Raw genomic sequence first — 22,651 nt, 5'->3', positions numbered from 1 at the left:
GTACGCTCACCCACACCGGCAAACACGGACACACCACCATGCGCCTTGGCGATGTTGTTGATGAGCTCCTGAATGATGACGGTCTTACCCACGCCAGCACCACCAAACAGACCAATCTTACCACCCTTCAGATACGGGCAGAGAAGGTCGATCACCTTGATACCTGTCACCAGAATCTCGGTATTGGCAGCCTGTTCCTCAAAGGAGGGAGCGGGGCGGTGGATCGGGAAGCGGGTTTCCGTCTTGATCGGCCCCTTCTCATCGACCGGCTCACCAATGACATTGATGATGCGGCCCAGAGTAGCCGGACCAACCGGCACGGTGATCTGGCTGCCCGTATCGGTCACCTCAGCACCACGAACGAGACCATCAGTCCCTTCCATGGCGATGCAACGGACCTGACGCTCACCAATTTCCTGCGCAACTTCCAGCACGACCGTCTGATCACCATTCATGACATGAAGGGCATTCAGAATATGCGGCAGCTTGTCCGTAAACTGGACATCCACCACCGGGCCACGAATCTGGGTGATCCGTCCAACACCAACACCGGCATTTTCAGCAGAGCGGTTGAGTTCCTCAGACATCAGATTTCTCTCCTGCATGATCTCAGACGGCTTCTGCGCCGGAAATGATTTCGATCAGCTCGTTAGTAATATTGGCCTGACGTGTCCGGTTATACCGGAGCGACAGACGCTCGATGGCCTTGCTCGCATTGCGGCTGGCATTATCCATGGCCGTCATGCGGGCACCCTGCTCACCGGCAGCGCTCTCCAGCACGGCAGCATAAAACTGCACAAGCAGATTGCGTGGCAGAAGCTGTGCAAGAAGGTGGCCTTCATCAGGCTCAAACTCGTAGACAGCGCCGTCTGTCCTCTTCTCCCCGGCATTGTCATTCTCCGCAACAGGCAGAGGAACAAGACCAAGGGCCTGTGGCGTCTGGGTCATCGCATTGACAAAGCGGTTGCGCATCAGGGTGCAGGCATCAATCTCCCCACCCTCGACCAGATCGGCAACACGTTTCGCCAGATCCTGGGCAAGGGCATAAGCATCCTGCTGGGTCCCCGCCTTGTTGTGGAGCGAATCCACAACCATGTCCGGATAATAGCGCCTGAAGATCTCAGCGCCCTTGCGGCCAACGGGCAGCAGACGCACGGTACGACCCTGCGCCAGAAGGTCCTCGATCTGCTGACGGGCAGCACGGATGATGTTGGCATTGAAGCCACCGGCCAGTCCACGATCGGACGTCAGAACAATGAGAAGATGCACATTGTCCCGTCCCGTGCCAGCCAGAAGCGGCGGCAGGGTGGAAGGGTCCATCCCCTGCGATGCCGCTGCCAGCTCGCTCATCATACGCCGCATGGTATCAGCATAGGGGCGGGCTGCCTCGGCCTGATTCTGGGCGCGCCTCAGCTTTGAGGCAGCGACCATTTTCATTGCGCTCGTGATCTTGCGGGTCGATTTGACCCCCGCAATCCTTCCGCGCAGTTCTTTCAATGAAGGCATGAGCTACAACCCTCAGGCTGAAAAACGTTTGCTGAAGGCCTCAAGCAAGGACTTGAGCTCACCCTCGATCTCCGGTGTCAGCTTCTGCTCGGTACGGATCCTGGCCAGAACACTCTTGCCACCGTTGCGCAGCTCCTCCAGGAGAGCAGCCTCATAGGACGTCACCTGGTTGACTGCCACGGAATCCAGATAGCCACGGGTTCCAGCGTACAGAACAGCCACCTGCTCCTCAACAGCCAGCGGGGAGGTTTCCGGCTGCTTCAGCAGCTCCACAAGGCGGGCACCACGATCCAGCTGACGGCGTGTTGCCGGATCAAGGTCAGAGGCAAACTGGGCAAAGGAAGCCATCTCACGATACTGGGCCAGCTCCAGCTTGATGGTACCGGCAACCTGCTTCATGGCCTTGATCTGCGCAGCCGACCCCACGCGGGACACGGACCCACCCACGTTCACGGCCGGGCGAATACCCTTGTAGAACAGGTCAGTTTCAAGGAAGATCTGACCATCCGTAATGGAAATAACGTTGGTCGGAATGTAGGCGGACGTATCACCAGCCTGTGTCTCGATCACCGGCAGGGCCGTCATGGACCCGGCACCGAACTCTTCGGACATCTTGGCGGAGCGCTCCAGCAAACGGGAGTGCAGGTAGAACACGTCACCCGGGAAAGCCTCACGCCCCGGCGGACGGCGCAGCAGCAGGGACATCTGGCGATAGGCCACAGCCTGCTTGGAGAGGTCATCATAACAGAGCAGGGAGTGCATCCCGTTATCCCGGAAATACTCACCCATGGCAGAAGCAGAATAAGGAGCCAGATACTGCATCGGGGCAGCATCGGAGGCCGTGGCAGCCACGACGATGGAGTAATCCATCGCACCAGCTTCTGTCAGCTTACGCACAAGGTTGGCCACCGTGGACCGCTTCTGCCCGACAGCAACATAGATGCAGTACAGGGACTTCTTCGGGTCACCCTCGGCATTGACACCCTTCTGGGCCACGATGGTGTCGATCAGGATGGCGGTCTTACCTGTCTGACGGTCACCAATCACCAGCTCACGCTGCCCGCGCCCGATCGGCACGAGGGCATCAATGGCCTTGATGCCGGTCTGCATCGGCTCACTGACGGACTGACGGGGCATGATACCCGGAGCCCGGACATCAGCACGACGATGTTCGACATTCTCCAGCGGACCACGGCCATCAATCGGGTTGCCCAGAGCATCCACGACACGCCCCAGAAGCCCCTTGCCGACGGGAACTTCCACAACCTTGCCGGTGCGCAGCACGGTATCACCTTCGCTGATGAGGTCACCCTCACCGAAAATGACGACACCAACGCTGTCGCTCTCGAGGTTGAGAGCCATGCCACGCACGCCACTCCCCTCGAACTCGACCATTTCACCGGCCTGAACATTGGTCAGACCATAAACGCGGGCAATCCCATCCCCAATGGACAGAACGGTCCCTGTCTCTGAAACAGCGGCAGGCTGATCAAAGGACGCGATCTGCTGCTTGAGAATTTCTGAAATCTCGGCGGGACGGATCTCCATCACGCGGCTCCCTTCATGGCGTTCTGCAGACGGGCCAGACGCCCGGCGATCGATGTATCAAAAAGAACTGAACCAACACGCACAACCATACCCCCAAGCAGGGTTTGATCAACATGTTCAGTCATGGCAATATTGGCATACCCGGCCTGCTGGAGGCTGGCACGGAGGCTTTCACGCTGCCCATCTTCCATTGGACGGGCAGTCGTCACTTCCACACGCACCTCGCCACGCTGGCGGGCGTCCAGAAGAAGAACGGCTGACAGGATTTCATCTAGGCCAGACAGACGGCGCTGATGGGCAATGAAGCCAACAAACCGCTGCAGGGCCTCACCAAGCCCGAGAGCGGAGCCAAGGGCTTTCACCAGTTTTTCCGTCTGGCTGATGTCGAGCCGGGGATCCGCCAGAGCGGTACGCAGGTCCGGCAGCTGGGCGATAGCCTTTCGCAGCGCCCGCACCTGCTCCAGCACGGTGGCCTTGTCCTGTCTGCTGTCCGAGAGATAGTCCTCAAAGGCCCGGGCATAACGCTGCGCCACTTCGCCTGGCGCCCTGATCTGCTTTTCCTGTGCAACCGTCACGGGTTCATTCCGTCTTCATGAGGTTCTGCTTTCACGACCGGTTTCCCGGCACAACCCAACCGGCATGCCCCGGAACATGCTGCGTGACAGCACGGCGTCCCAGAGCCGGAACCCGGCCAGTGTTTCGTCCATGTCCACTAACACGGCGGGGCCCTCCAGCGCAACCAGAGGACCAACCGGGCCACGGCCCACAATACCGGTGAAACCGGCCAGCATGGCAGGGATGCAATGCCCGCGGACTCCAGCACCAGGCAGCCCCCGTTCCATCCATTTACTAGATGGATAGATGGCGAGGCCCATGCGCAGAGTGTCAATTTTTCAGGAGACTGGAGCGGGCGAAGGGAATCGAACCCTCATCAGAAGCTTGGAAGGCTACTGCATTAGCCATTATGCTACGCCCGCTCTGTTTCGGGCTGGAGATATAACCGCTCTCCCAGAGCAAGACAAGGGGGGATTCACCCCACCCTGCAGATGTGAAAGGTTTTTTCATTTTCTTGGAGATAGTGCTTGACTTTATGGGCCTGTCGTTATCTTTTCCTGCCCATCGTCAAGCCCTGAGGGGCGGACGGTCGCAGGTCGATTCGACCCTGAAGGGGTGTAGCTCAATTGGCTAGAGCGCCGGTCTCCAAAACCGGAGGTTGGGGGTTCGAGACCCTCCACCCCTGCCACGTCATACCCTGCCCGCCTGACTGCCTTACCCGGGTGACAGGGCTCGGGCCGAGATAGATTTGAGGATAATGGTGTCGGTCACAAAGCCGAAAGGCAATTCACCGAAGATGCCTCCGGCCCAGAAAGGCCCAGGATTCAGCCTTCGTAGATATTTTTCAGATGTGTGTGCCGAGGCCAGACGTGTTACGTGGCCGACGCGTCGCAATACCATCATTACAACAGGTGCCGTGCTGGCCATGGTCGTCGCCACCTGTATTTTCTTTTTCGTCGTCGATCAGCTGATCGGCCTGGGGATCAGCAAAATCTTGGGCATCGGAGGCTAAAGCAGCATCATGGCAAAACGCTGGTACGTTGTGCATGTCTATTCAGGCTTCGAGAAGAAGATTGCCGATCATATCCGTGAACAAGCCGAAAAGAAGGGGCTGAGCGATCAGTTCGAAGAAATTCTGGTACCGTCCGAGGAAGTGACCGAGGTCCGTCGTGGCCGCAAGGTGAACACGGAACGCAAATTCTTCCCCGGTTATGTTCTGGTCAAAATGGAACTGACGGACCGTGCCTGGCATCTCGTCAAGGACACACCGAAAGTGACGGGCTTTCTGGGTACACGCAACAACCAGCCAACGCCCATCAGCAATGCTGAAGCCAAGCGGATTCTCCAGCAGGCTCAGGAAGGTGTCGAGCGTCCCCGCTCCAGCCTGTCTTTCGAGATTGGCGAGCAGGTGCGGGTTTCCGATGGGCCTTTCACATCCTTCAATGGCAGTGTCGAAGAAGTCGATACGGAGAACCAGCGCCTCAAGGTCAGCGTCTCCATCTTTGGCCGCTCCACACCGGTGGACCTAGACTACAATCAGGTCGAAAAACTCTGAAGGAAGGGCCTTCGTTCCTTTCCAAAGAAACCACCCCTTCATGGTCTGAAGCGGGTGGTTTTTTTTATGGCTTCCCCTTCTCATTCATGAAGGCATGAAAAAACCCCGTACAGCCTTCCAGAGGCCGTACAGGGTTTCCCCATCAGGCAGAAGCCCTGTTCCGTTACAGGCTGGAGGCCTCCTCATGGATCGGCAGTGCCGGTAACGAATACAGAAGCTGAATGGCCTGGTCGGACAGTACTCCCACACCTTCCGCCAGAACCCGTACCATGTCGGCTGGCTTCGTTCCGACAGGCTGCGGAGATACCCACTGCACATTCACTGCACGAGCCTGTGAATCTGGCGCCCCTGCCCTGTGGGCAGACAGCACACCAGTAATGACAGCATGACCAGATACATCCTGCTCAAACCGGGACAGGCTCAGCTCCAGATAGGCTCCAGCCGTCACGGCCACAGAATCATTCTGGGAAAACAGCACATGGCCGGGCAGGCGCTGCCTCAGGTTGGCTGCCAGGGCATGACCAAGCATCTCGCCGAGCGGCTCACTCCAAGCAGCAGCAGGCACCATATGATCCTGGGCATCCTGCATCACCCTCAAAAGACCATCCCGATCCAGCCGGGAGGTGATGGATGGGGTAAGCACCTCAATGGCCTGTGGCAGGGCCGCCTGTATCACAGGGGACGCCACTGGCCCGGTCTGCGGTGCCAGAACATAATAGGTCGTAGGTGTACTGCTGCACCCGGCCAACAGAACACCTCCCAGGCAGACAGCTCCCAGCAGCCCACATGAACGCACGAAGGAAGGGTGGAAAAAACGCTTCATGGATCAGGGCCCCCGACCGGTGATGAGAGATGATGGATGATGGTCCAGATAGTCCGCCAGAAGATGGAAAGAGCGGGACATCCGTGTCAGCTGGACAATCAGCTCTTCAAGATTTCTGCGGAAGTCCGGATTGCCCCCATAGGAGGACAGCATCGTACGGGCCTGCGCCAGTGTGCCATTCAGATTGACCATCAGCTCTGGAAGATGCTCATCCGCATGGTCCAGCAGATGGTTTAGCGAGACCAGAGAGCCACTCAGGCCGGCCATGGCCCGTGTGACCTCGGGGCTTCTGAGACGTTCATCACCATGAGCGAGAATCTCGTTCAGATGGTCACCGATCTGGGGCAGCGGCATGGCCGCAATCTTGTCCGTGATGGTGGACACTGACTGGAGGATGCTGTCCATGCCGCCGGGCTGGCTTGGAATCACGGCTACACCATTCTCAAACGTTATCTGCTGCCCGTCATGCGTCTTGTCAGGCGCGAAAGACAGGGCAATCATGGCCTCCCCTGTCAGGAAACTGACATTCTGGACAGATGCACGCATCCCTTCAGCCACAAAACTGCCCAGCAGATCGCTCTTCCGGGCGGAATCCTGCTCATCGTCAGCAATCACACGCTCAGGTTCAAGCTGCATCTCCACCCGGACACGGGGAGCGTGACCACGTTTATTACCTCCCAACTCCAGATACACACCTGTCACCTGTCCGACCTGAAGACCGAACATCGTCACCTTGCTGCCTTCCGTCAGGCCAGCCACAGCTGTATCGACATAGGTCAGAACAGGGACCTTGTGACGATAACGGGCATTATCCGCATCCTCCTTTGTCTTGTAGAGATGGAAAACGGAATTGGCCACCGCAGGCGGCGTATCCTCAGTCTGTGCACTGTCAGGACGACCAAACGCCACCCCACCGGAAAGAAGAGCCTGGAATGACTGGAGGCGAACATTCATGCCCCCGGCTCCAAAACCTATCTGCATCCCCGATACATTCCAGAACCGGCTGTCAGCCCTCAGATAACGATCATAGGGAGCCTTCACGAAGGCCTTGATCAAAAGAGGCCCCTCTCCACCAGGCGGCATGGTATAGCCAAGGATTTCCCCCACCTGTATGTCCCGGTAGAAAATGGGAGCCCCGGCCCCGAGGGATTCCAGGGTGGACGAAACCAGCCAATATGTGCTGCCCGGTTTGTCCGAGCGGATACCGGGAGGCGTTTCCAGACCCTTAAAATGGGTCTGGTAATGGCCTCCCTCCGGTTTGCCCGGGTCCATGGCGATATAGGCGCCAGAAAAAAGCGTATCCAGCCCCGTGATGCTGGCCCCGTTGATGCGCGGGCTGACAACCCAGAACCGGGTATGCTCATTGAGCGCCCGAGGATCGATGCCACTCATCTGGATGGTCACATCAGCATGGGTCATGTCCGGGCTCAGGGCTACGCCCTGCACCACACCCAGGTTCACCGCCTTGTTCTTGACCTGCGTCTGCCCCGGAACAATGCCATCAGCAGCATCAAAGGAGACGACAATGCTCGGCCCCATGGTGGCAAAGTGCCTCCAAGCCAACCATCCGGCAATCAGCAGAGCAAGGATGGGAATGATCCAGAGCACGGAAAACCGTGGCAGCCGGACATTGGCCTCTGCCCCATGTCCACCTTCGGAATGTCGCTTCAGATGCTCATCTCTCACGCTTTTTCAGGCTCCATATCCCGTAATTCCGTCACATCCTCTTCTCCACCCTGCCTGGAGTGGCCCAGACCCTGCCGGTTATAGCCTGCAGCATCCCACATACGCCGGGGATCATACAGGTCTGCGGCAAAAATAGTTAACACAACCACAAGAGCAAAGAAGACCACGCCCAGCTCGGCCGTCACGCTCGCCATGAAGCCGAACCGGACCACAGCCGCCAGAATGGAGATCATGAACACGTCAATCATCGACCAGCGACCAATGAACACCACGACCTTGTAAAGGCCTGTCAGGCGCTTCAGCGCCTTGTGAGAGGCCCTGCCCCGACATTCACAGCCGATCATCAGGGCCAGCAGGAACACCTTGAGGACCGGCACGGTGATGCTGGCAAAAAGCACCAGCAGAGCCAGAAAGTAAAGGCCAGCCTCCCAAAGCTGGATCACTCCAGAAATGATGGTGCTGGGGTGTCCGTGCCCAACCTTCACGAAGGCCATGACCGGCAGCATGTTGGCCGGAATGTAGAAAATGAAAGCCGCCACCAGAAAACACATGGCCGCCTGAAGGCTGTTCCGCTTGCGCCGCCGCAGTATCTGCCCACAACGGGGGCAATCCCCCATGTCACGCTCATCATCCACCGGGCCACGGGCGACAAAAACCAGTCCACAGGCATGGCAGGACAGCATGTGCTTCTCCGGCGGCAGGGCACGCCCCTCCGCCATGTATATGCCCAGACCAGGGCGCCTGGTGACGGACCTGTGCCTCCATATCATGTCGGCATCAAAGGCCGAATCCATGGCTGCCATCATCACCATCAGCCCCCCGAGCAGGTACACGCCCGGTTGCAGGATGACCAGGGCCAGATCAACCAGCTTGGTATAGGCCACGAGCAGGCCAATGACGTACACCTCGACCATGGACCACGGGCGCAGCTTTTCATACCAGGCCAGCAGGGGGCGGACCCAACGGGGCATTTCATCCCGGGACGCACCATAAAGAATCAGCGTCATGCAGACGAGCACGATGCCAGGCATGAGCACGCTGGCCAGAGCCACCAGTATGGCAATGCTCCCATAACCCTGCCGGGCCATTTCCAGCGGGCCGCTCATGAGGGTGACCATGTTCTCCCGCCCGTAGATGTTGAGCGTCATGAGCGGGCTGACCAGCAGCACGATATACAGCGCCAGAGCTGAAAGGCAGAAGACCAGCGGGCCGCCAATCTCCGAAGTCCTGCGCCGTCGTGCCATGGTATTTCCGCAACGGGCGCAGCTCAGAACATGTCCTGGCCGCAGGTGAGGAACATGCTGGAAGAGACCACAGACATCACATTCATCCACCCCGGCCACCACCTTGAGTGCGGGCTGGTCCACATCATGCCGCAGGAAGGAACAGGCTCCGCCCTGGCTCCACAATCCTTTGTGAAAATGATCTTTTCTGAACATCCACCCCTCTTGCGCCGCCAGAGAGGGGTCTGCAACCCCTTTCAGGCCGTTATCCATAAATATTTTACATACACCGTTGCCTGTCACCTCATTTTTCTGTATAGGCTCAACCCGATGCCGACATAGCTCAGGGGTAGAGCAACTGATTCGTAATCAGTAGGTCCTCGGTTCAATTCCGAGTGTCGGCACCAGCTTCCCCTACACAGGATCGAAGGCGGACATGGCGGGACAACCGGATGGTGGTTTTTTTCCCCGCTCCGGTCCACTGCCCCCAGCACTTCACCACGGCAGCGTAACACCCTCCTTCCTGCCCGGGCATGGTATTGCCATCCTTCCTGCGGATGCACTTCTCCTCGGCTTTTTCCTGGTCCTGTTTCTCCAGTACCGCCATCGTGTGCGACGCAGGCGCAAGGCCTGGCAGCTTCTCTGCCAGCTCATTGCCCGGCATCAGCATACACTGGCGCAACGCCAACAGGCCTGCCTGACCGAAAACCATTATGGCGTCGTGGACAAACAACGCTGGCACAGGGAGCTGGACTATTTCTGCCAGAGCATCCTTCTCACCAGCCTGATGCAGGAAAATCTGGCTGACATATGGCCCTCCCTGCGGCGGCGGACCCTCCGCCGCATCAGCCGTGTGGTAAAAATCCTTCTCAAGCGCAACAGGACATCTCCTCCCCCAGCCGCCGCCAGGAGCAGCACCACACCACGGCAGTTCACCGCCACCATGGACCCGCTGGATTATGAACGTTTCTGCGCCGGACTGCTGCGTCAGGCCGGATGGCAGGCACGCACCACACCACCGGGGGCAGACCAGGGCATGGACATCATTGCCGAGCAGAGCGGAGTCCGGCTCGTCATACAATGCAAACTCTATGGCAGGCCGGTCGGGAACAAGGCTGTCCAGGAAATTTTCACAGCCCGGCAGCACCGTCAGGCCCAGTATGCAGCTGTCGTCTCCAACGCTGGCTATACCCGCCCGGCCCGGCAGCTGGCCCATGCCACCGGTGTCCATCTGCTGCATCACAGCCAGCTTTCAACACTGGGCCTCATGGACCTCCAGCCCCAGCCGGACCTTTTTCACCCATAAACAAAAAAGACCGGCCTGAAACAGGCCGGTCTCTTCATCCAGTCACCCAGACTGCCACATCAGAAGCAGCCCGGGCCTATCAGATGTTCCCTCAGGAAGCAGCCGGGACACGGATGATGTGGTCAAAGGCAGACAGGGCAGCCTTGGCACCCTCACCCATCGCCACGATGATCTGCTTGTACGGCACCGTCGTGGCATCACCGGCAGCAAACACGCCGGGGATGGAGGTACGGCAACGCTCGTCAATGCCGATCTCACCGATGCGGGACATCTCGATGCCACCCTTCAGCCAGTCCGTGTTCGGCAGCAGGCCAATCTGGACGAAGATGCCGTCCACGTCGATGCTGTGCTCGCTGCCATCCTTGACATCCTGCCAGCTCAGGCCGGTCATCTTGCGGCCATCACCACGGATCTCGGTCGTGCGGGCGTTCACCACGATATCGACATTCGGCAGGCTGCGGACCTTGTTCTGAAGGACCTCATCAGCCGTCAGCACAGGGTCATACTGAAGCAGCGTCACGTGGGACACGATACCGGCGAGGTCGATGGCGGCTTCCACGCCACTGTTGCCACCACCGGCAACAGCAACCGGACGGCCCTTGAAGAACGGACCATCACAATGCGGGCAGTAGGCGACGCCCCGTGTGCGGTATTCTTCCTCACCCGGCACGTTCAGCTGACGCCAGCGGGCACCTGTTGCCACGATGATGGTACGGGCCTTCAGGTGGGCACCGCTCTCCAGCACGATCTCGTGCAGGCCACCTTCCTTCTCGGCCGGGATCAGCTTGGCAGCACGCTGTGCCGTGATGACACGGACATCATAGCTGCGAACATGCTGCTCCAGATTCTTGGCAAGGGCCGGACCTTCGGTCTCCGGTACGGAGATGAAGTTCTCGATGCCAGCCGTATCCATGACCTGACCACCGAAGCGCTCAGCCAGCAGACCAGTGCGGACACCCTTGCGGGCCGTGTAGATGGCGGCGGCACAGCCAGCCGGACCGGACCCGATCACCAGCGTGTCGAACGGAGCCTCGTCATTCAGCTTCTCGGAAGCCTTGGCAGCACCTTCAGTATCGATCTTGGCCAGAATCTCCGGCAGTTCCATGCGACCGGTGGAGAAACGCTCACCGTTCAGGAACACCTGAGGGACGGAACGCACATCACGCTCGTTCACCTCATCCTGGAACAGGGCACCATCAATGGCCGTGTGGCGGATGTTGGGGTTGAGCACGCTCAGCATGTTCAGGGCCTGAACGACATCCGGGCAGTTGTGGCAGGACAGGGAGAAATAGGTCTCGAAATGGAAATCACCCTTCAGGGCCTTGATCTGCGCAACCTGTTCAGCCTCAACCTTCGGCGGGTGACCACCAACCTGAAGCAGGGCCAGTACCAGAGACGTAAACTCATGGCCCATCGGGATGCCCGCAAAGCAGACCTGAACATCTGAATCTGCGGCACGGATCAGGAAAGACGGGCGACGGACGTCATTGCCACCTTCCTGATAGGAAACCTTATCAGAGAGTTCGGAAATTTCGTTAAGAAATTCTTTCATCTCACGGGACTTGTCGCCCTCATCAAGGGAGGCAACAAGAATGATGTTGTGGCGCAGATGCTGGAGGTACCCTCTCAGCTGGCCTTTGAGTTCGTCGTTCAGCATGAATTCTCTCTCCAGAATCTCTGGTGCTCAGGGTCTGGCAGACCGGGGAATCGGCCCCATGAAAAAGGAGGCGCACCACAACGCAGCACGCCTCCCCTCAACGGTGGGGAGAGGCCCCCCACCATACTTCCCGTTTTCAGGACGTGATCAGATCTTGCCGACCAGGTCCAGGGACGGATTCAGGGTTGCCGTGTCGCCACCCTCTTTCCACTTGGCCGGGCAGACTTCACCCGGGTGAGCAGCGATGTACTGGGCAGCACGGATCTTGTCGAGCAGCTCGGCAGCGCTACGGCCCACACCCTCGGAGGTGATCTCGATGTACTGGATCTTGCCTTCCGGGTCGATCAGGAACGTGGCGCGGTCAGCCGTGTGGCTGCCATCGGCACGCAGAGCATCGAAGTTGCGGGCGATGTCGCCAGACGGGTCACCGATCATGGTGTACTGCACCTTGCCGATGGCCGGGGACGTGTCGTGCCATGCCTTGTGGGTGAAGTGCTTGTCTGTGGAGACACCGAAGACCTCGACACCCATCTTCTGGAAGGTCTCATAGTTCTCGGCGAGGTCTTCCAGCTCTGTCGGGCAGACAAAGGTGAAGTCAGCCGGGTAGAAGAACACGACGGACCACTTGCCACGCAGGTCTGCATCAGAGACCTGAAGGAACTTGCCATCACGGAAAGCCTGGGCGGTAAACGGCTTAATCTCGGAACCAATAGCAGGCATGGAAACCTCCTCATTCACTTTCAGAATTGTAGACTTCCGCAGGGCCTGCGGATGTCCCCTCAAAGGGACAGCCCAACCTTGGGAATGTCAAGCATGTTCACCTTCTAGCCCACGGCTCTGAAACCGTCTAATTGAGGGTTGTTATCAGTATAATTGAGAATCATTATCAATCCTTATGCGATTCCAGTCTTTTTCCCTTGGCCCTGCCTCCAACTCAGCTTATTGGTATCCTTATGTCCTACGTTCCTCTTTCCGGTCTGTCCCTTCGGGACATCGAGTACGTCGTCGCAGTTGATGACCTGCGCAACTTTTCCCGTGCAGCTGAGCGTTGCGGGGTCAGTCAGGCGGGGCTGTCCGAGCAGGTGAGAAAGCTGGAGCAGCTTCTCAATGTCACCCTGTTCGAACGCTCCCGTCGGCATGTGGCTCCCACACCGGAAGGTGAGCGCCTCATCGCCCTGGGGCGGGATGTGCTGGCCTCAGCCCGCAATCTGCTGGAAGTCGCCCGGGCCCATACAGGACCGCTGGACGGCCTCCTGCATATCGGCGTCATTCCCACTCTCGGGCCGTACTACATCCCCGGCCTTCTGCCCCGCCTGCGCCAGAAGTACCCCCAGCTGGGCCTGAGGCTGAATGAGAACACCACGCCCAATCTGGTACAGGCTCTCCGGCAGGGCGATCTGGATGTTGCCTTCATGGCACCCACGGCTGCTACCGAAACACTGGAACATGCACCGCTCTTTCAGGAACCTTTCCTGGCGGTATTCCCCAAAGACCATGAGCTGGCCACCAAGAAGAATCTGTCCATTGCCGACCTGGCTCGGCCGGACCTGCTGCTGCTGGAAGACGGACATTGCCTGCGGGACCAGGCCCTCTCCCTCTGCCCCAGCAATTTCCGCTCGCAGGACCAGCGTCTGGCCACCAGTCTGGAAATGCTCTGGCACATGATCGGCGCCGGAGAAGGTTTCTCCCTCATTCCCCGTCTGGCCCTGAACAACCGGCAGGAATTTGACGGCCTTGTGACAGTCCGGGAGCTGAGTGAGAGCGAAGCCCGCCGGACCATCAGCCTCGTCTGGCGTCCATCCGACCCACGGGCAACATCCTTCCGGGAGCTGGCCAATTTCCTGCGGGCTACCACACCAGATGGCTGCCTGCCGCTGCCCAAAACGAAGATCCCGACCTGAAGGGCTCTTCTCCCCGGGGCAGACTCCATATCCCAACATGAAAGAACGGGTGGAAGAGCATGGCTCCTCCACCCGTTCTTTCATTTACAGACACAACATGCCCGGAACACCGGGCTGACCCTGTCAGCCCGGCTCCCTTTCAGCCTGTCAGCTCAGTGTCATCAGCTCGGCATTGCCACCGGCAGCTGCCGTATTGACGCTGACCACCCGCTCCTGCAACAGGGCTTCCGGCTGCAACGTCACACTGTCAGCCCAATAGACCAGCGGAACAGGTGCATCCGGGTTCTTCAGATGGTCTGCAACGATCTGCCACAGCCCTTCATTGATGGTCTCCGTCAGGATGACGGAACATTTTTCCACATCCCCCAGAGAATTTGCCGGCTTGATCACCTCCCGCAGAACATCAGGCAGCGTATCCAGAGAGGCAATGACCGCAGGAGCAGCCAGCGCCACGACCTCATTCCCGCAGCTGATCGCATAGCTGATCATACGCTTCAGGCCGGTAGGTGTCTCTGCCACAACCAGCACACGGCCACGGGGCTCAAGCCTGTACGTATTCCGCTCACCTACAGGAGAAGGAAGCTCCAGACGGCAATCCAGCAGGCCATGATCCATCCATGGCGTCACCTCACGGACCAGCTCACGGTCATCCGTTCCCAGCCACAACAGCCAGGACCGTGCCATGGCAGGCATGGCGTCCGGTTTGGCCAGCAGCGTACGGGGCGCATGGGCGAGCTGCCGACGCAGGGCCAGAGGACCACCTGCCTTGGGGCCAGTCCCTGAGAGGCCATGACCACCAAACGGCTGGACACCGACAATCGCCCCGACAATGTTGCGGTTGACATAGATGTTCCCAGCCTCGACACGCTCGACCAGATAGTCGATCCGGGACGGAACACGGCTATGCACGCCGAAGGTCAGCCCATAGCCGCCCGCATTGCTACGGGTGATCAGGGCCTCCAGCTCTTCACGCTGGTAACGCAGCACATGCAGCACCGGGCCAAAGATTTCACCCCCCACATCAGCGATCGCATTGACCTCGATCAGTGTCGGCGGAACAAAGGTGCCGTCAGCCGTTTCGTCCTTCACGACCGGCGCCTGGAAGACCGGATGGTTACGGCCTCGCAGCGCCTCAATGTGATCGACAATTCCCTTGCGGGCCACTTCACTGATGACCGGCCCGACATCCGTGGCCAGCTTGGCCGGGATGCCGATCCGCAGTTCTTCCATGGCGCCCTTCAGGAGGGAAATGATGCGATCGGCTGCATCGTCCTGCACGCAGAGAACACGCAGGGCGGAACAGCGCTGGCCGGCACTGTCGAAAGCGGAGGCAACGATGTCCTTCACCACCTGTTCCGGCAGGGCCGAAGAATCAACCACCATGGCGTTCAGGCCACCCGTCTCCGCCACGAGCGGCACAGGCTGCCCATTGCGCCCGAGACGGCCAGTCAGCTGGCGGGCAATGATCTGCGCCACAACCGTGGAACCGGTAAAGAGCACACCAGCGATGCGCTTGTCCGCCACCATGGCAGCACCGACATCACCCTCACCCGGCAGGAGTTGCAGGACCTCTTCCGGCACGCCAGCCTCATGCAGAAGTTTGACGGCCTCCATGGCGATCAGCGGCGTTTCTTCTGCCGGTTTGGCCAGAACGGTATTACCAGCTGCCAGAGCGGCAGAGACCTGCCCAAGGAAAATGGCCAGCGGGAAGTTCCAGGGGCTGATGCAGACAACTGTCCCCAATGGGAGGTGGGTCTTGCTGCTGAACTCACGCCGGACCGTCCCGCCATAGTACCGGAGAAAGTCGATCGCTTCCCGTACCTCAGCTACGGCATTGGGATAGGACTTGCCAGCCTCCCGGACAGCCAGCCCCATATAGGCGATGTAGCGTTCCTCAAGCAGGTCGGCCGCACGCTCAAGAATGGCGCCACGGTCATCAGGGGACCGGGCTGCCCACTCCTCGAAAGCTCCCTCAGCAACATCCACAGCACGAGTGACATCCTCTGGCACGGCGAATGTCACTGTCCCGACCTGGTCACTCCGCTCCGCCGGGTTCGTCACCGGGTGGACAGGGCGTTCGGCCTTGCCAAGGCCAGGAACCAGCGGAGCCGCCTCATAATGCTCCGGCAGTCCCTCAAGCCCCTTTCCAAGGCGGGCCAGAACGAGATCATCATTCAGGTCCATGCCCTTCGAATTGTGGCGGTCAGGCTCAAACATGTCGAGCGGCTTGCTGATCTCAGCATGAGGGGCCCCAACCGGAGTGTAGGACCGGGTTGTCTTGACCGGGTCCTCCACCAGCTTCTCCAGGGAAATCTTCGAATCTCCCAGAAGATTGATAAAGGACGAATTGGCTCCATTCTCCAGCAGGCGGCGGACCAGATAGGCCAGCAGCGTGTCATAGGTTCCGACCGGGGCATAAATGCGACAGGGGCGACCCAGATGTTTCTGCCCTACGACGCTTTCATAAAGAGCCTCGCCCATGCCATGCAGGCACTGGAACTCGTACTGCCCCTCGTGGAAGTCCCGGCCAGCCATGGCGTAGATGGACGCCACCGTGCGGGCGTTATGCGTGGCAAACTGGGGGAAAACGGCATCACCAGCGGCCAGCAGCTTGCGGGCACAGGCGATATAACTGACATCCGTATGACATTTGCGGGTGAAAACCGGGAAATCCGGCACACCATCAATCTGGGCCTTTTTCAGCTCGGTATCCCAATAGGCCCCCTTGACGAGGCGGACCATGATGCGATGGTGCGTCTCACGGCCAAGAGCGATGATGTAATCCAATACGGCAGCGGCACGGCGGCCATAGGCCTGCACAACAAAACCGATGCCATCCCAGTCGGCCAGCTCCGGGTCACGGCAGAGTGCGTCCAGAATATCCAGGGACAGATCCAGACGTTCGCTTTCTTCAGCGTCAATGTTCAGGCCGAGATTGTAATGCTTGGCACGTACGGCCAGTGCCTTGACCGTCGGCAGCAGCTCACCCATCACACGCTCACGCTTGGCACGCTCGTAGCGAGGATGCAGGGCAGACAGCTTGATGGACAGACCGGGGCGCTCATAAACCGTGTTGCCCCTGGCCATGGAGCCGATCGCCTCCAGAGCGGCATGGTAGGAGGCCTGATACCTCTCGGCATCGTTACGGTCCAGCGCTGCCTCACCCAGCATGTCGTAAGAGTAGTTGAAGCCCTGGGCCTGCCGCTTGTGAGAATCCTTCAGCGCCCCCTCGATGGTCTGGCCCAGCACGAACTGCTGGCCCATCATCTGCATGGCAAACTGCACGGCTTTGCGGACAACCGGCTCACCCCGTTTGCGCAGCAGGTCATGAATTGCCCCCATGCGCTTTTTGGGGGATACAAGACGGCTCGTGACATCAAGCCCCCAAGAGGCAGCATTGATGATCAGCCCACTGTCACGCCCCATATGGGACAGCCAGTCACCGACACTAACCTGATCCCGGATCAGAGCATCCCGGGTTGCGTGATCAGGAGTACGCAGCAGGGCCTCAGCCATGCTCATCAGTGCCACACCTTCGGCGGAACCAAGGCTGAATTCCTGCACCAGCGTCTCAACCAGACCGGGCCGACGGTGATCACGCAGATTGCGGGCCAGAGCAAGGGCCACCTTGCCAGCCACGATCTCCTCGTCAGGTTTCAGTTCAGCGGCGGGAAGAAGCGCTTCCACACACTCCTGCTCTGGATACCGGATCTTCTCGGCGATGGCCTTCCGCAGAGCAGAACGTTCCGGCAATGAACCAAAATGACGTGCAAAATAAGCCATAGCAAACCTTCAAGCTGATCGCGTGACAACCACTTCCTGTTGTTAGAGGAGAAGGAACTTCTCTATCTCCAGCCAGACCATGAAACATGGGGTGTTGTCCATATCCAAAAATGCGATTCGCACAAATTATATTCGGGTTACGAAACGTTTCCGAATGCCAGAAAGGCAGCACGGCAAGGAATGTCCGTCCCTCCGCTTCAATCGACCGCCCCTGCAAGACGGAACAACCCTCCCGAAGGGCTGGATAAATATTGTGTGAAGGCTTGGGGAAACAGTATGTTTCATCCCCTCAGGCAAGGATGAAACCACCCCCCAGAACACGATCACCCTCATACATCACGCAGGCCTGACCAGGGGCTGGCAGGGCGGGTTCATCCAGCTGCACCTCGGCCCGGTTCCCCTCCAGGGGCCGCACCAGGGCCTGCCGCAGCCCTTCCCGTGCCCGCAGCTGTACACCACAGCGCACACCCTCTGCCGGGGCGTCAATCAACCAGTTCATATCCCGCAGGCGAACGGTCCGGCGGCCTTCATCACTGGTCACCTTCCGGCGGGGGCCAACAATGATGCGGCGGGAGGGCACATCAATGGCCGTGACCATCTGGCGCTCCCCCGTCCCCGTATGAATATCCCCCAGACGACGGCTCTGGCCAACCGTATAACGGGCAATGCCCTCATGACGGCCCAGCACGGTCCCGTCTTCAGCCACAATGTCACCCGGCCCTTCAATCTCCGGCCGCATCTTCTCCACCAGCCCGGCATAGGAGCCGTTCGTGACAAAGCAGATATCCTGGCTGTCCCGCTTGGTGGCCACATCCAGCCCCAGCTCCTCCGCCAGAGCACGCACATGGGCCTTGTCGGGCATCTCGCCCAGCGGGAAGCGCAGGAACTCCAGCTGCTCACGGGTCGTGGCAAACAGGAACCAGCTCTGGTCCCGGTCCCGGTCCACCGGGCGGTGCATCTCCACACCTTCCGGGCCTTCCAGCCGACGTACGTAATGACCGGTTGCCATGGCCTCACAGCCGAGGTCCCGGGCCATGTTCAGGAGGTCCGTGAATTTAACCCCCTGATTGCAGGCCACACAGGGAACGGGGGTCTCCCCCCGAGCGTAGGAATCGGCAAAACTCTCGATCACACTTTCCCGGAAGCGGCTCTCCGCATCGATGACGTAATGGGGAAAGCCGATACGCTCGGCGACCATGCGGGCATCCATGATGTCCCGTCCAGCACAGCAGGCCCCAGGCTTTGCCGGGCCGCTATGGTCGTAAAGCTGGAGGGTTGCTCCGATGACCTCATGGCCCTGCCGCTTCAGCAGGGCTGCCACCACGGAACTGTCCACCCCACCAGACATGGCCACAAGGATGCGCATGACTGGAAACCTCAGCCAGCCTTGGGAAGATGGACGACAAGACCGTCCAGCTCTTCCGTCATGACGATCTGGCAACCCAGACGGGATGTCTTCTCCAGCCCGAAAGCGAGGTCGAGCATGTCTTCCTCATCATCAGTCGGGCTTTTCAGCTTGTCCGCCCAGGCCGGGTCCACGATCACATGACAGGTCGCACAGGCGAGCGAGCCTTCGCAGGCCCCTTCAAGGTCGATATTATTCTCATGGGCGATCTCCAGCACGGAGAGACCAGCCTGTGCCTCCACCTCGTGGCGGCTACCATCACGCTCAACAAAAACCATCCGGGGCATAAGTCCCTACTCCCTGTATCCATGCAGCGGTCTCACCTCCCGGCAAGGCCCTGCCCAAAACGGGCCACTGCGCACTCCACATCACCTGCCGAGGTAAAACGTCCCACCGACAGGCGCAAGCTCCTGCGTGCCTCCGCCTCTGTCAATCCCATTGCCCTGAGGACATAGGATGGTGCCCCAGATGCCGCTGAACAGGCCGAACCGGATGAAAAAGCAACCCCCGGCACTGCTGCCATGACCTGCTGGGCCTCCAGCCCGGCGGGCAGGCACACATTCAAGACGCCCGGCAGCCGTGGGGCAGGCGCACCATTGAGACGCACCACCGGGAACAGCTGCCGCATACCCTGCCACAGCCTCTCCCGCAAGCCCGCAAGACGGTCAGCCTCCTCCTTCCCGCTCTCCACGGCCAGCCGGGCAGCCTTCCCCATGCCGATGATCAGCGGGACCGGCAACGTGCCAGAACGCAGGCTGCGCTCCTGCCCGCCGCCTGAAAACAAAGGTAGCAGCCGCACACGGGGCCGCCGCCGGACATACAGCGCTCCCACGCCTTTGGGACCATATATCTTGTGTGCCGAAAATGAAGCGAGATCGACACCCTCCAGCGTGCAGGGCAGCTTGCCGAACATCTGGGCCATGTCCACATGCAGCAGGGCGCCGGCCTGCTTCACCAGCGGCATGAGGCGCCCAAGGTCCTGCACCACGCCTGTCTCGTTGTTCGCTGCCATGATGCTGACCAGCAGCGCGGGTGTCTTCAGGGCCTCTGCCAGACGATCCGGTGACAGGCGGCCATCCGGCTCCACCGGCAGGATGACAGGCTCAAACCCCTCGCCCTCCAGTGACCGTACAGCTTCCAGCACACATTTATGCTCCGTTGCCACGGTGACAAGGCGCCGTCGCCCATCACCCTGTTCCTTCAGGAAACGGGCGGCTCCCTTGATGGCCAGATTATTGGCCTCCGTTGCCCCGGAGGTCCAGATCAGCTCCTGCGGGCTGACGGCGAGAGCCCCGGCAAGCTCCTCCCGGGCCTGCTCCACGGCCGCATTGGCCTTCTGCCCCGGCAGATGCAGGCTCCCTGCGTTGGCGGGATACTGTGTGAACCATGGCAGCATGGTCTCCAGCACGGCTGGATCACACGGAGTCGTAGCAAAGTAATCCAGATAGATCACATCAGCTTCAAGTTGCACGGCCACCTCCCTGGAGAGAGCTGCGTTTCAGAAGGCCACGTCCGGCAAAACGCTGGGCCATGAGAGCATAAACCTGCCCAAATGCCCTGACAGCTCCAGCTTCGGCATTCCACGGCAGCGAGACACGGATGGCCTGCCCGGCTGCCTCCCCCTGCCCCATGGCCTCCAGCACATGGGATCGGGCCACCTTGCCGGATGAACAGGCCGAACCGGCTGAAACGCAATATCCCTCGATATCCAGCGCCATGAGCTGCATCTGGGCCGCCACACCGGGCAGGACCGCACTGATGGTATTGGACAGCCGGGCCACACCATGCCCCATGATGAGGGCTCCAGCCTGCACCATGACACCCTCCAGCTCATCCCGCAGCGCCTCCAGGAGGGTCCAGTCCTGCTTCCGGCTCTCCTCAAGAGCGGCGGCCATACCCATGTGGGATGCAAGGGCCGGTGTGCCACCCCGCCGTCCCCGTTCCTGCCCGCCACCGGGCAGCAGGGGAGCCAGGGGCCTGTCCTCCGGCAGCAGCAGGGCACCGGCCCCCTTGGGACCACCCATCTTGTGGGCGGACAGGGCCAGACTGGCCCCCGCCAGGGACCCGTCCTTCAGAGCCAGTGAGAACTCGTCCCGCTCCTGCATCCGGCCTGCAGCCTGTACGGCATCGACATGCAGAAAGGCACCATGCTGGCGACAGAGAGAGGCTACATCCCGCAAGGGAGCGTATACCCCCGTCTCATTATTCGCCGCCATGATGCAGACCAGCGGCCCCGGCCGATCACCTGTTCCGGGAGTATGGGCTGCCAGCATCTCCTCCAGCGCCATGCAGTCGATCACCCCCTGCCCGTCAACCGGAATGAGGGACGCCTCCGGGGCAGCTTTGCGGATGGCATCATGCTCGGTGGTACCAATGAGAATGGCACGGCCTTCCGCCCGACCAAAGCCATGCAGGGCAAGCGTATCCGCCTCCGTTCCCCCTGACGTGAACACACAGCAGTCAGCCTCCCTGCCAAAAGCGGAGGCCATCGTCTGGCGGGCTTCTTCCAGCATGATGCGGGCCCTACGTCCTGCGGCATGGACAGAAGACGGATTCCCTGTCTGCTCCAGCCCGGCCAGCATGACAGCCCGTGCAGCAGGCCGCAGGGGTTCGGTTGCATTGGCATCGAGATAGACAGGGCCCTGCTGCACAGCTGTATCCTGAACCATGAAAAAAACCTTCTGCTCCGCTCATGCGCATCCGGGACAGTGCCTTTCCCGCAAGCCCCATGACAAACCCTGCCCAAACAGGATGATAGATACAATCTTCTTTACCATTTTGAAAAAACCAGCGCAGAAGAGTCGATTTTGGTAGAAATCACGAGGATGGAACCGATATACAACGCCGGTATGTTCTTCCCGGACTGGGGCCGTGCCTTCTGCCCGGGGCGTAAAATCATGCCCGGGCCCGGACAGGGACCCGGGCATTATCGGTTCGCATAACCGCTCTGGGCCTTCAGCAGGCAACGGGGTGGACAAAGAGATGAGAGACACATGCCTGAAGTCATGTTTGCCGGCCCGGATGGGCGGCTCGAAGGCCATTACCATCATTCTGAAGACCCCAACGCCCCTCTCGCCCTGATCATCCATCCACATCCGCTGCATGGCGGGACGATGAACAACCGCATCGCCTACACCATGTACCGCCGTTTCCAGACCATGGGCTTTTCTGTCCTGCGCTACAACTCCCGTGGGGTTGGCCGCTCCCAGGGGCGGTATGATGGTGGAATCGGGGAAATCTCCGATGCCGCCGCTGCGCTGGACTGGATGCAGATGATCAACCCCAACTCCTCGGAGCTGTGGATCGCCGGTTATTCCTTCGGTGCCTTCGTGGGGATGCAGCTGCTCATGCGTCGGCCAGAAATCCGTGGCTGGATCAGCGTCGCTCCTCCGGCTGACGATTACGATTTCAACTTCCTCGCTCCCTGCCCGTGCAGCGGCCTGATGATCGCCGGTGGAAAGGACAGCATGGCCCCCGAGCCTGTCATCCGCAAGCTGGTGGACAAGCTGAACACGCAGAAGAATGTCACGGTGGATTACCGTGTTTTCCCCGAGGCCGATCATATCTTCTCCCAGCAGGCAGAACTGATTGCCGATGCGCTGGAGGACCATGTGACGACCCGCCAGCGGAATCTCTTCGCCCCTGAAGACGCCATGATCCAGCCTGCGGCAGAGGCCGTGGGCTAAGCCCGCTCCGCCCCGAC

20 protein-coding genes and 3 tRNA genes (1 of these 23 running past the window's edge) are annotated in these 22,651 nt (G+C 59.8%); 7 read left to right on the top strand and 16 right to left on the bottom strand.

Annotated elements, in window-relative coordinates; translation table 11 throughout:
• The 6 genes from atpD to J8Z04_RS09310 all read right to left on the bottom strand — a co-directional run.
• Positions 1-587 carry the 5' portion of a F0F1 ATP synthase subunit beta gene (gene atpD, locus J8Z04_RS09335; protein ID WP_043559688.1) on the bottom strand. Its footprint begins 877 nt before the window's first position, so 587 of the gene's 1,464 nt are visible here — the first part of the coding sequence; its start codon is at positions 585-587; its stop codon lies off the left edge, out of view.
• Positions 588-609: 22 nt separating this feature from the next.
• Complete coding sequence (locus J8Z04_RS09330) at positions 610-1,506, bottom strand: F0F1 ATP synthase subunit gamma (RefSeq protein WP_043559583.1); 897 nt, start codon at positions 1,504-1,506, stop codon at positions 610-612.
• Positions 1,507-1,518: 12 nt separating this feature from the next.
• A complete protein-coding gene (gene atpA / locus J8Z04_RS09325) occupies positions 1,519-3,054 on the bottom strand; it encodes a F0F1 ATP synthase subunit alpha (RefSeq protein ID WP_192848792.1) in 1,536 nt (511 codons plus the stop codon).
• The gene (atpH, locus tag J8Z04_RS09320) at positions 3,054-3,629 is read right to left on the bottom strand and encodes an ATP synthase F1 subunit delta (RefSeq protein ID WP_081562556.1); all 576 of its coding nucleotides are present in this window, start codon (positions 3,627-3,629) and stop codon (positions 3,054-3,056) included. The genes atpA and atpH overlap by 1 nt, the downstream gene beginning before the upstream one ends.
• 15 nt (positions 3,630-3,644) lie before the next feature.
• Positions 3,645-3,929, bottom strand: a complete 285-nt coding sequence (locus tag J8Z04_RS09315; RefSeq protein ID WP_192848791.1) for a hypothetical protein — start codon at positions 3,927-3,929, stop codon at positions 3,645-3,647.
• 27 nt (positions 3,930-3,956) lie between these two features.
• Positions 3,957-4,031, bottom strand: a tRNA-Gly gene (locus J8Z04_RS09310).
• A gap of 189 nt (positions 4,032-4,220) precedes the next feature.
• On the opposite strand from J8Z04_RS09310, the gene J8Z04_RS09305 reads away from it, so the two are divergent.
• The 3 genes from J8Z04_RS09305 (at position 4,221) to nusG (ending at position 5,164) form a co-directional block, all read left to right on the top strand.
• Positions 4,221-4,297 (top strand) — tRNA-Trp (locus J8Z04_RS09305).
• Between the two features lie 69 nt (positions 4,298-4,366).
• Positions 4,367-4,621: a preprotein translocase subunit SecE gene (secE, locus tag J8Z04_RS09300; RefSeq protein WP_081562558.1), complete on the top strand. Its 255-nt coding sequence runs from the start codon at positions 4,367-4,369 to the stop codon at positions 4,619-4,621.
• 9 nt (positions 4,622-4,630) lie between these two features.
• On the top strand, positions 4,631-5,164 hold the full coding sequence (nusG, locus tag J8Z04_RS09295) for a transcription termination/antitermination protein NusG (RefSeq protein ID WP_043559594.1): 534 nt from the start codon (positions 4,631-4,633) through the stop codon (positions 5,162-5,164).
• A gap of 163 nt (positions 5,165-5,327) precedes the next feature.
• Here the strand turns inward: nusG and J8Z04_RS09290 are convergent, their stop codons facing one another.
• From J8Z04_RS09290 to J8Z04_RS09280, 3 genes are read right to left on the bottom strand one after another with little or no spacing between them, the layout of a single operon-like run.
• Positions 5,328-5,987, bottom strand: coding sequence for a PqiC family protein (locus tag J8Z04_RS09290; RefSeq protein ID WP_192848790.1), 660 nt, complete (start codon positions 5,985-5,987; stop codon positions 5,328-5,330).
• Positions 5,988-5,990: 3 nt separating this feature from the next.
• Positions 5,991-7,673 carry a PqiB family protein gene (locus J8Z04_RS09285; RefSeq protein WP_192848789.1) on the bottom strand — a complete coding sequence of 561 codons (1,683 nt, stop codon included), beginning with the start codon at positions 7,671-7,673 and terminating at the stop codon, positions 5,991-5,993.
• Positions 7,670-9,112 carry a paraquat-inducible protein A gene (locus J8Z04_RS09280; protein ID WP_081562561.1) on the bottom strand — a complete coding sequence of 481 codons (1,443 nt, stop codon included), beginning with the start codon at positions 9,110-9,112 and terminating at the stop codon, positions 7,670-7,672. Before J8Z04_RS09280 ends, J8Z04_RS09285 begins: the two co-directional genes overlap by 4 nt.
• Before the next feature lie 116 nt (positions 9,113-9,228).
• Between J8Z04_RS09280 and J8Z04_RS09275 the strand changes: the two genes are divergently transcribed.
• A tRNA-Thr gene (locus J8Z04_RS09275) sits at positions 9,229-9,303 on the top strand.
• A 29-nt stretch (positions 9,304-9,332) separates the two neighbouring features.
• Positions 9,333-10,202 carry a restriction endonuclease gene (locus J8Z04_RS09270; protein ID WP_192848788.1) on the top strand — a complete coding sequence of 290 codons (870 nt, stop codon included), beginning with the start codon at positions 9,333-9,335 and terminating at the stop codon, positions 10,200-10,202.
• A gap of 91 nt (positions 10,203-10,293) precedes the next feature.
• On the opposite strand, the gene ahpF is transcribed toward J8Z04_RS09270, so the two are convergent.
• Together ahpF and ahpC are read right to left on the bottom strand one after the other, a co-directional pair.
• Positions 10,294-11,859 (bottom strand): alkyl hydroperoxide reductase subunit F, encoded by a 1,566-nt coding sequence (gene ahpF, locus J8Z04_RS09265; RefSeq protein WP_192848787.1) that lies wholly within the window; start codon positions 11,857-11,859, stop codon positions 10,294-10,296.
• Positions 11,860-12,006: 147 nt separating this feature from the next.
• Positions 12,007-12,579, bottom strand: coding sequence for an alkyl hydroperoxide reductase subunit C (gene ahpC / locus J8Z04_RS09260; protein WP_043559605.1), 573 nt, complete (start codon positions 12,577-12,579; stop codon positions 12,007-12,009).
• Between the two features lie 233 nt (positions 12,580-12,812).
• Between ahpC and J8Z04_RS09255 the strand changes: the two genes are divergently transcribed.
• A complete protein-coding gene (locus J8Z04_RS09255; protein ID WP_043559608.1) occupies positions 12,813-13,760 on the top strand; it encodes a hydrogen peroxide-inducible genes activator in 948 nt (315 codons plus the stop codon).
• A gap of 147 nt (positions 13,761-13,907) precedes the next feature.
• On the opposite strand, the gene putA is transcribed toward J8Z04_RS09255, so the two are convergent.
• From putA to J8Z04_RS09230, 5 genes are all read right to left on the bottom strand, one after another.
• On the bottom strand, positions 13,908-17,543 hold the full coding sequence (gene putA, locus J8Z04_RS09250) for a bifunctional proline dehydrogenase/L-glutamate gamma-semialdehyde dehydrogenase PutA (RefSeq protein WP_086431851.1): 3,636 nt from the start codon (positions 17,541-17,543) through the stop codon (positions 13,908-13,910).
• A 289-nt stretch (positions 17,544-17,832) separates the two neighbouring features.
• Positions 17,833-18,909 (bottom strand): tRNA 2-thiouridine(34) synthase MnmA, encoded by a 1,077-nt coding sequence (mnmA, locus tag J8Z04_RS09245; RefSeq protein ID WP_043559613.1) that lies wholly within the window; start codon positions 18,907-18,909, stop codon positions 17,833-17,835.
• 11 nt (positions 18,910-18,920) lie between these two features.
• Positions 18,921-19,235 carry a ferredoxin family 2Fe-2S iron-sulfur cluster binding protein gene (locus J8Z04_RS09240; protein WP_043559617.1) on the bottom strand — a complete coding sequence of 105 codons (315 nt, stop codon included), beginning with the start codon at positions 19,233-19,235 and terminating at the stop codon, positions 18,921-18,923.
• Between the two features lie 32 nt (positions 19,236-19,267).
• A complete protein-coding gene (locus J8Z04_RS09235) occupies positions 19,268-20,419 on the bottom strand; it encodes a cysteine desulfurase family protein (protein ID WP_408610236.1) in 1,152 nt (383 codons plus the stop codon).
• Positions 20,409-21,617, bottom strand: coding sequence for a cysteine desulfurase family protein (locus tag J8Z04_RS09230; protein ID WP_192848786.1), 1,209 nt, complete (start codon positions 21,615-21,617; stop codon positions 20,409-20,411). Before J8Z04_RS09230 ends, J8Z04_RS09235 begins: the two co-directional genes overlap by 11 nt.
• Before the next feature lie 324 nt (positions 21,618-21,941).
• On the opposite strand from J8Z04_RS09230, the gene J8Z04_RS09225 reads away from it, so the two are divergent.
• Positions 21,942-22,634, top strand: a complete 693-nt coding sequence (locus J8Z04_RS09225) for an alpha/beta hydrolase (protein WP_043559620.1) — start codon at positions 21,942-21,944, stop codon at positions 22,632-22,634.
• Positions 22,635-22,651: the final 17 nt, after the last annotated feature.

Source organism: Bombella apis (assembly GCF_018221685.1).
GTDB lineage: Bacteria > Pseudomonadota > Alphaproteobacteria > Acetobacterales > Acetobacteraceae > Bombella > Bombella apis.
This window is presented reverse-complemented; position numbering and strand designations above follow the sequence as displayed.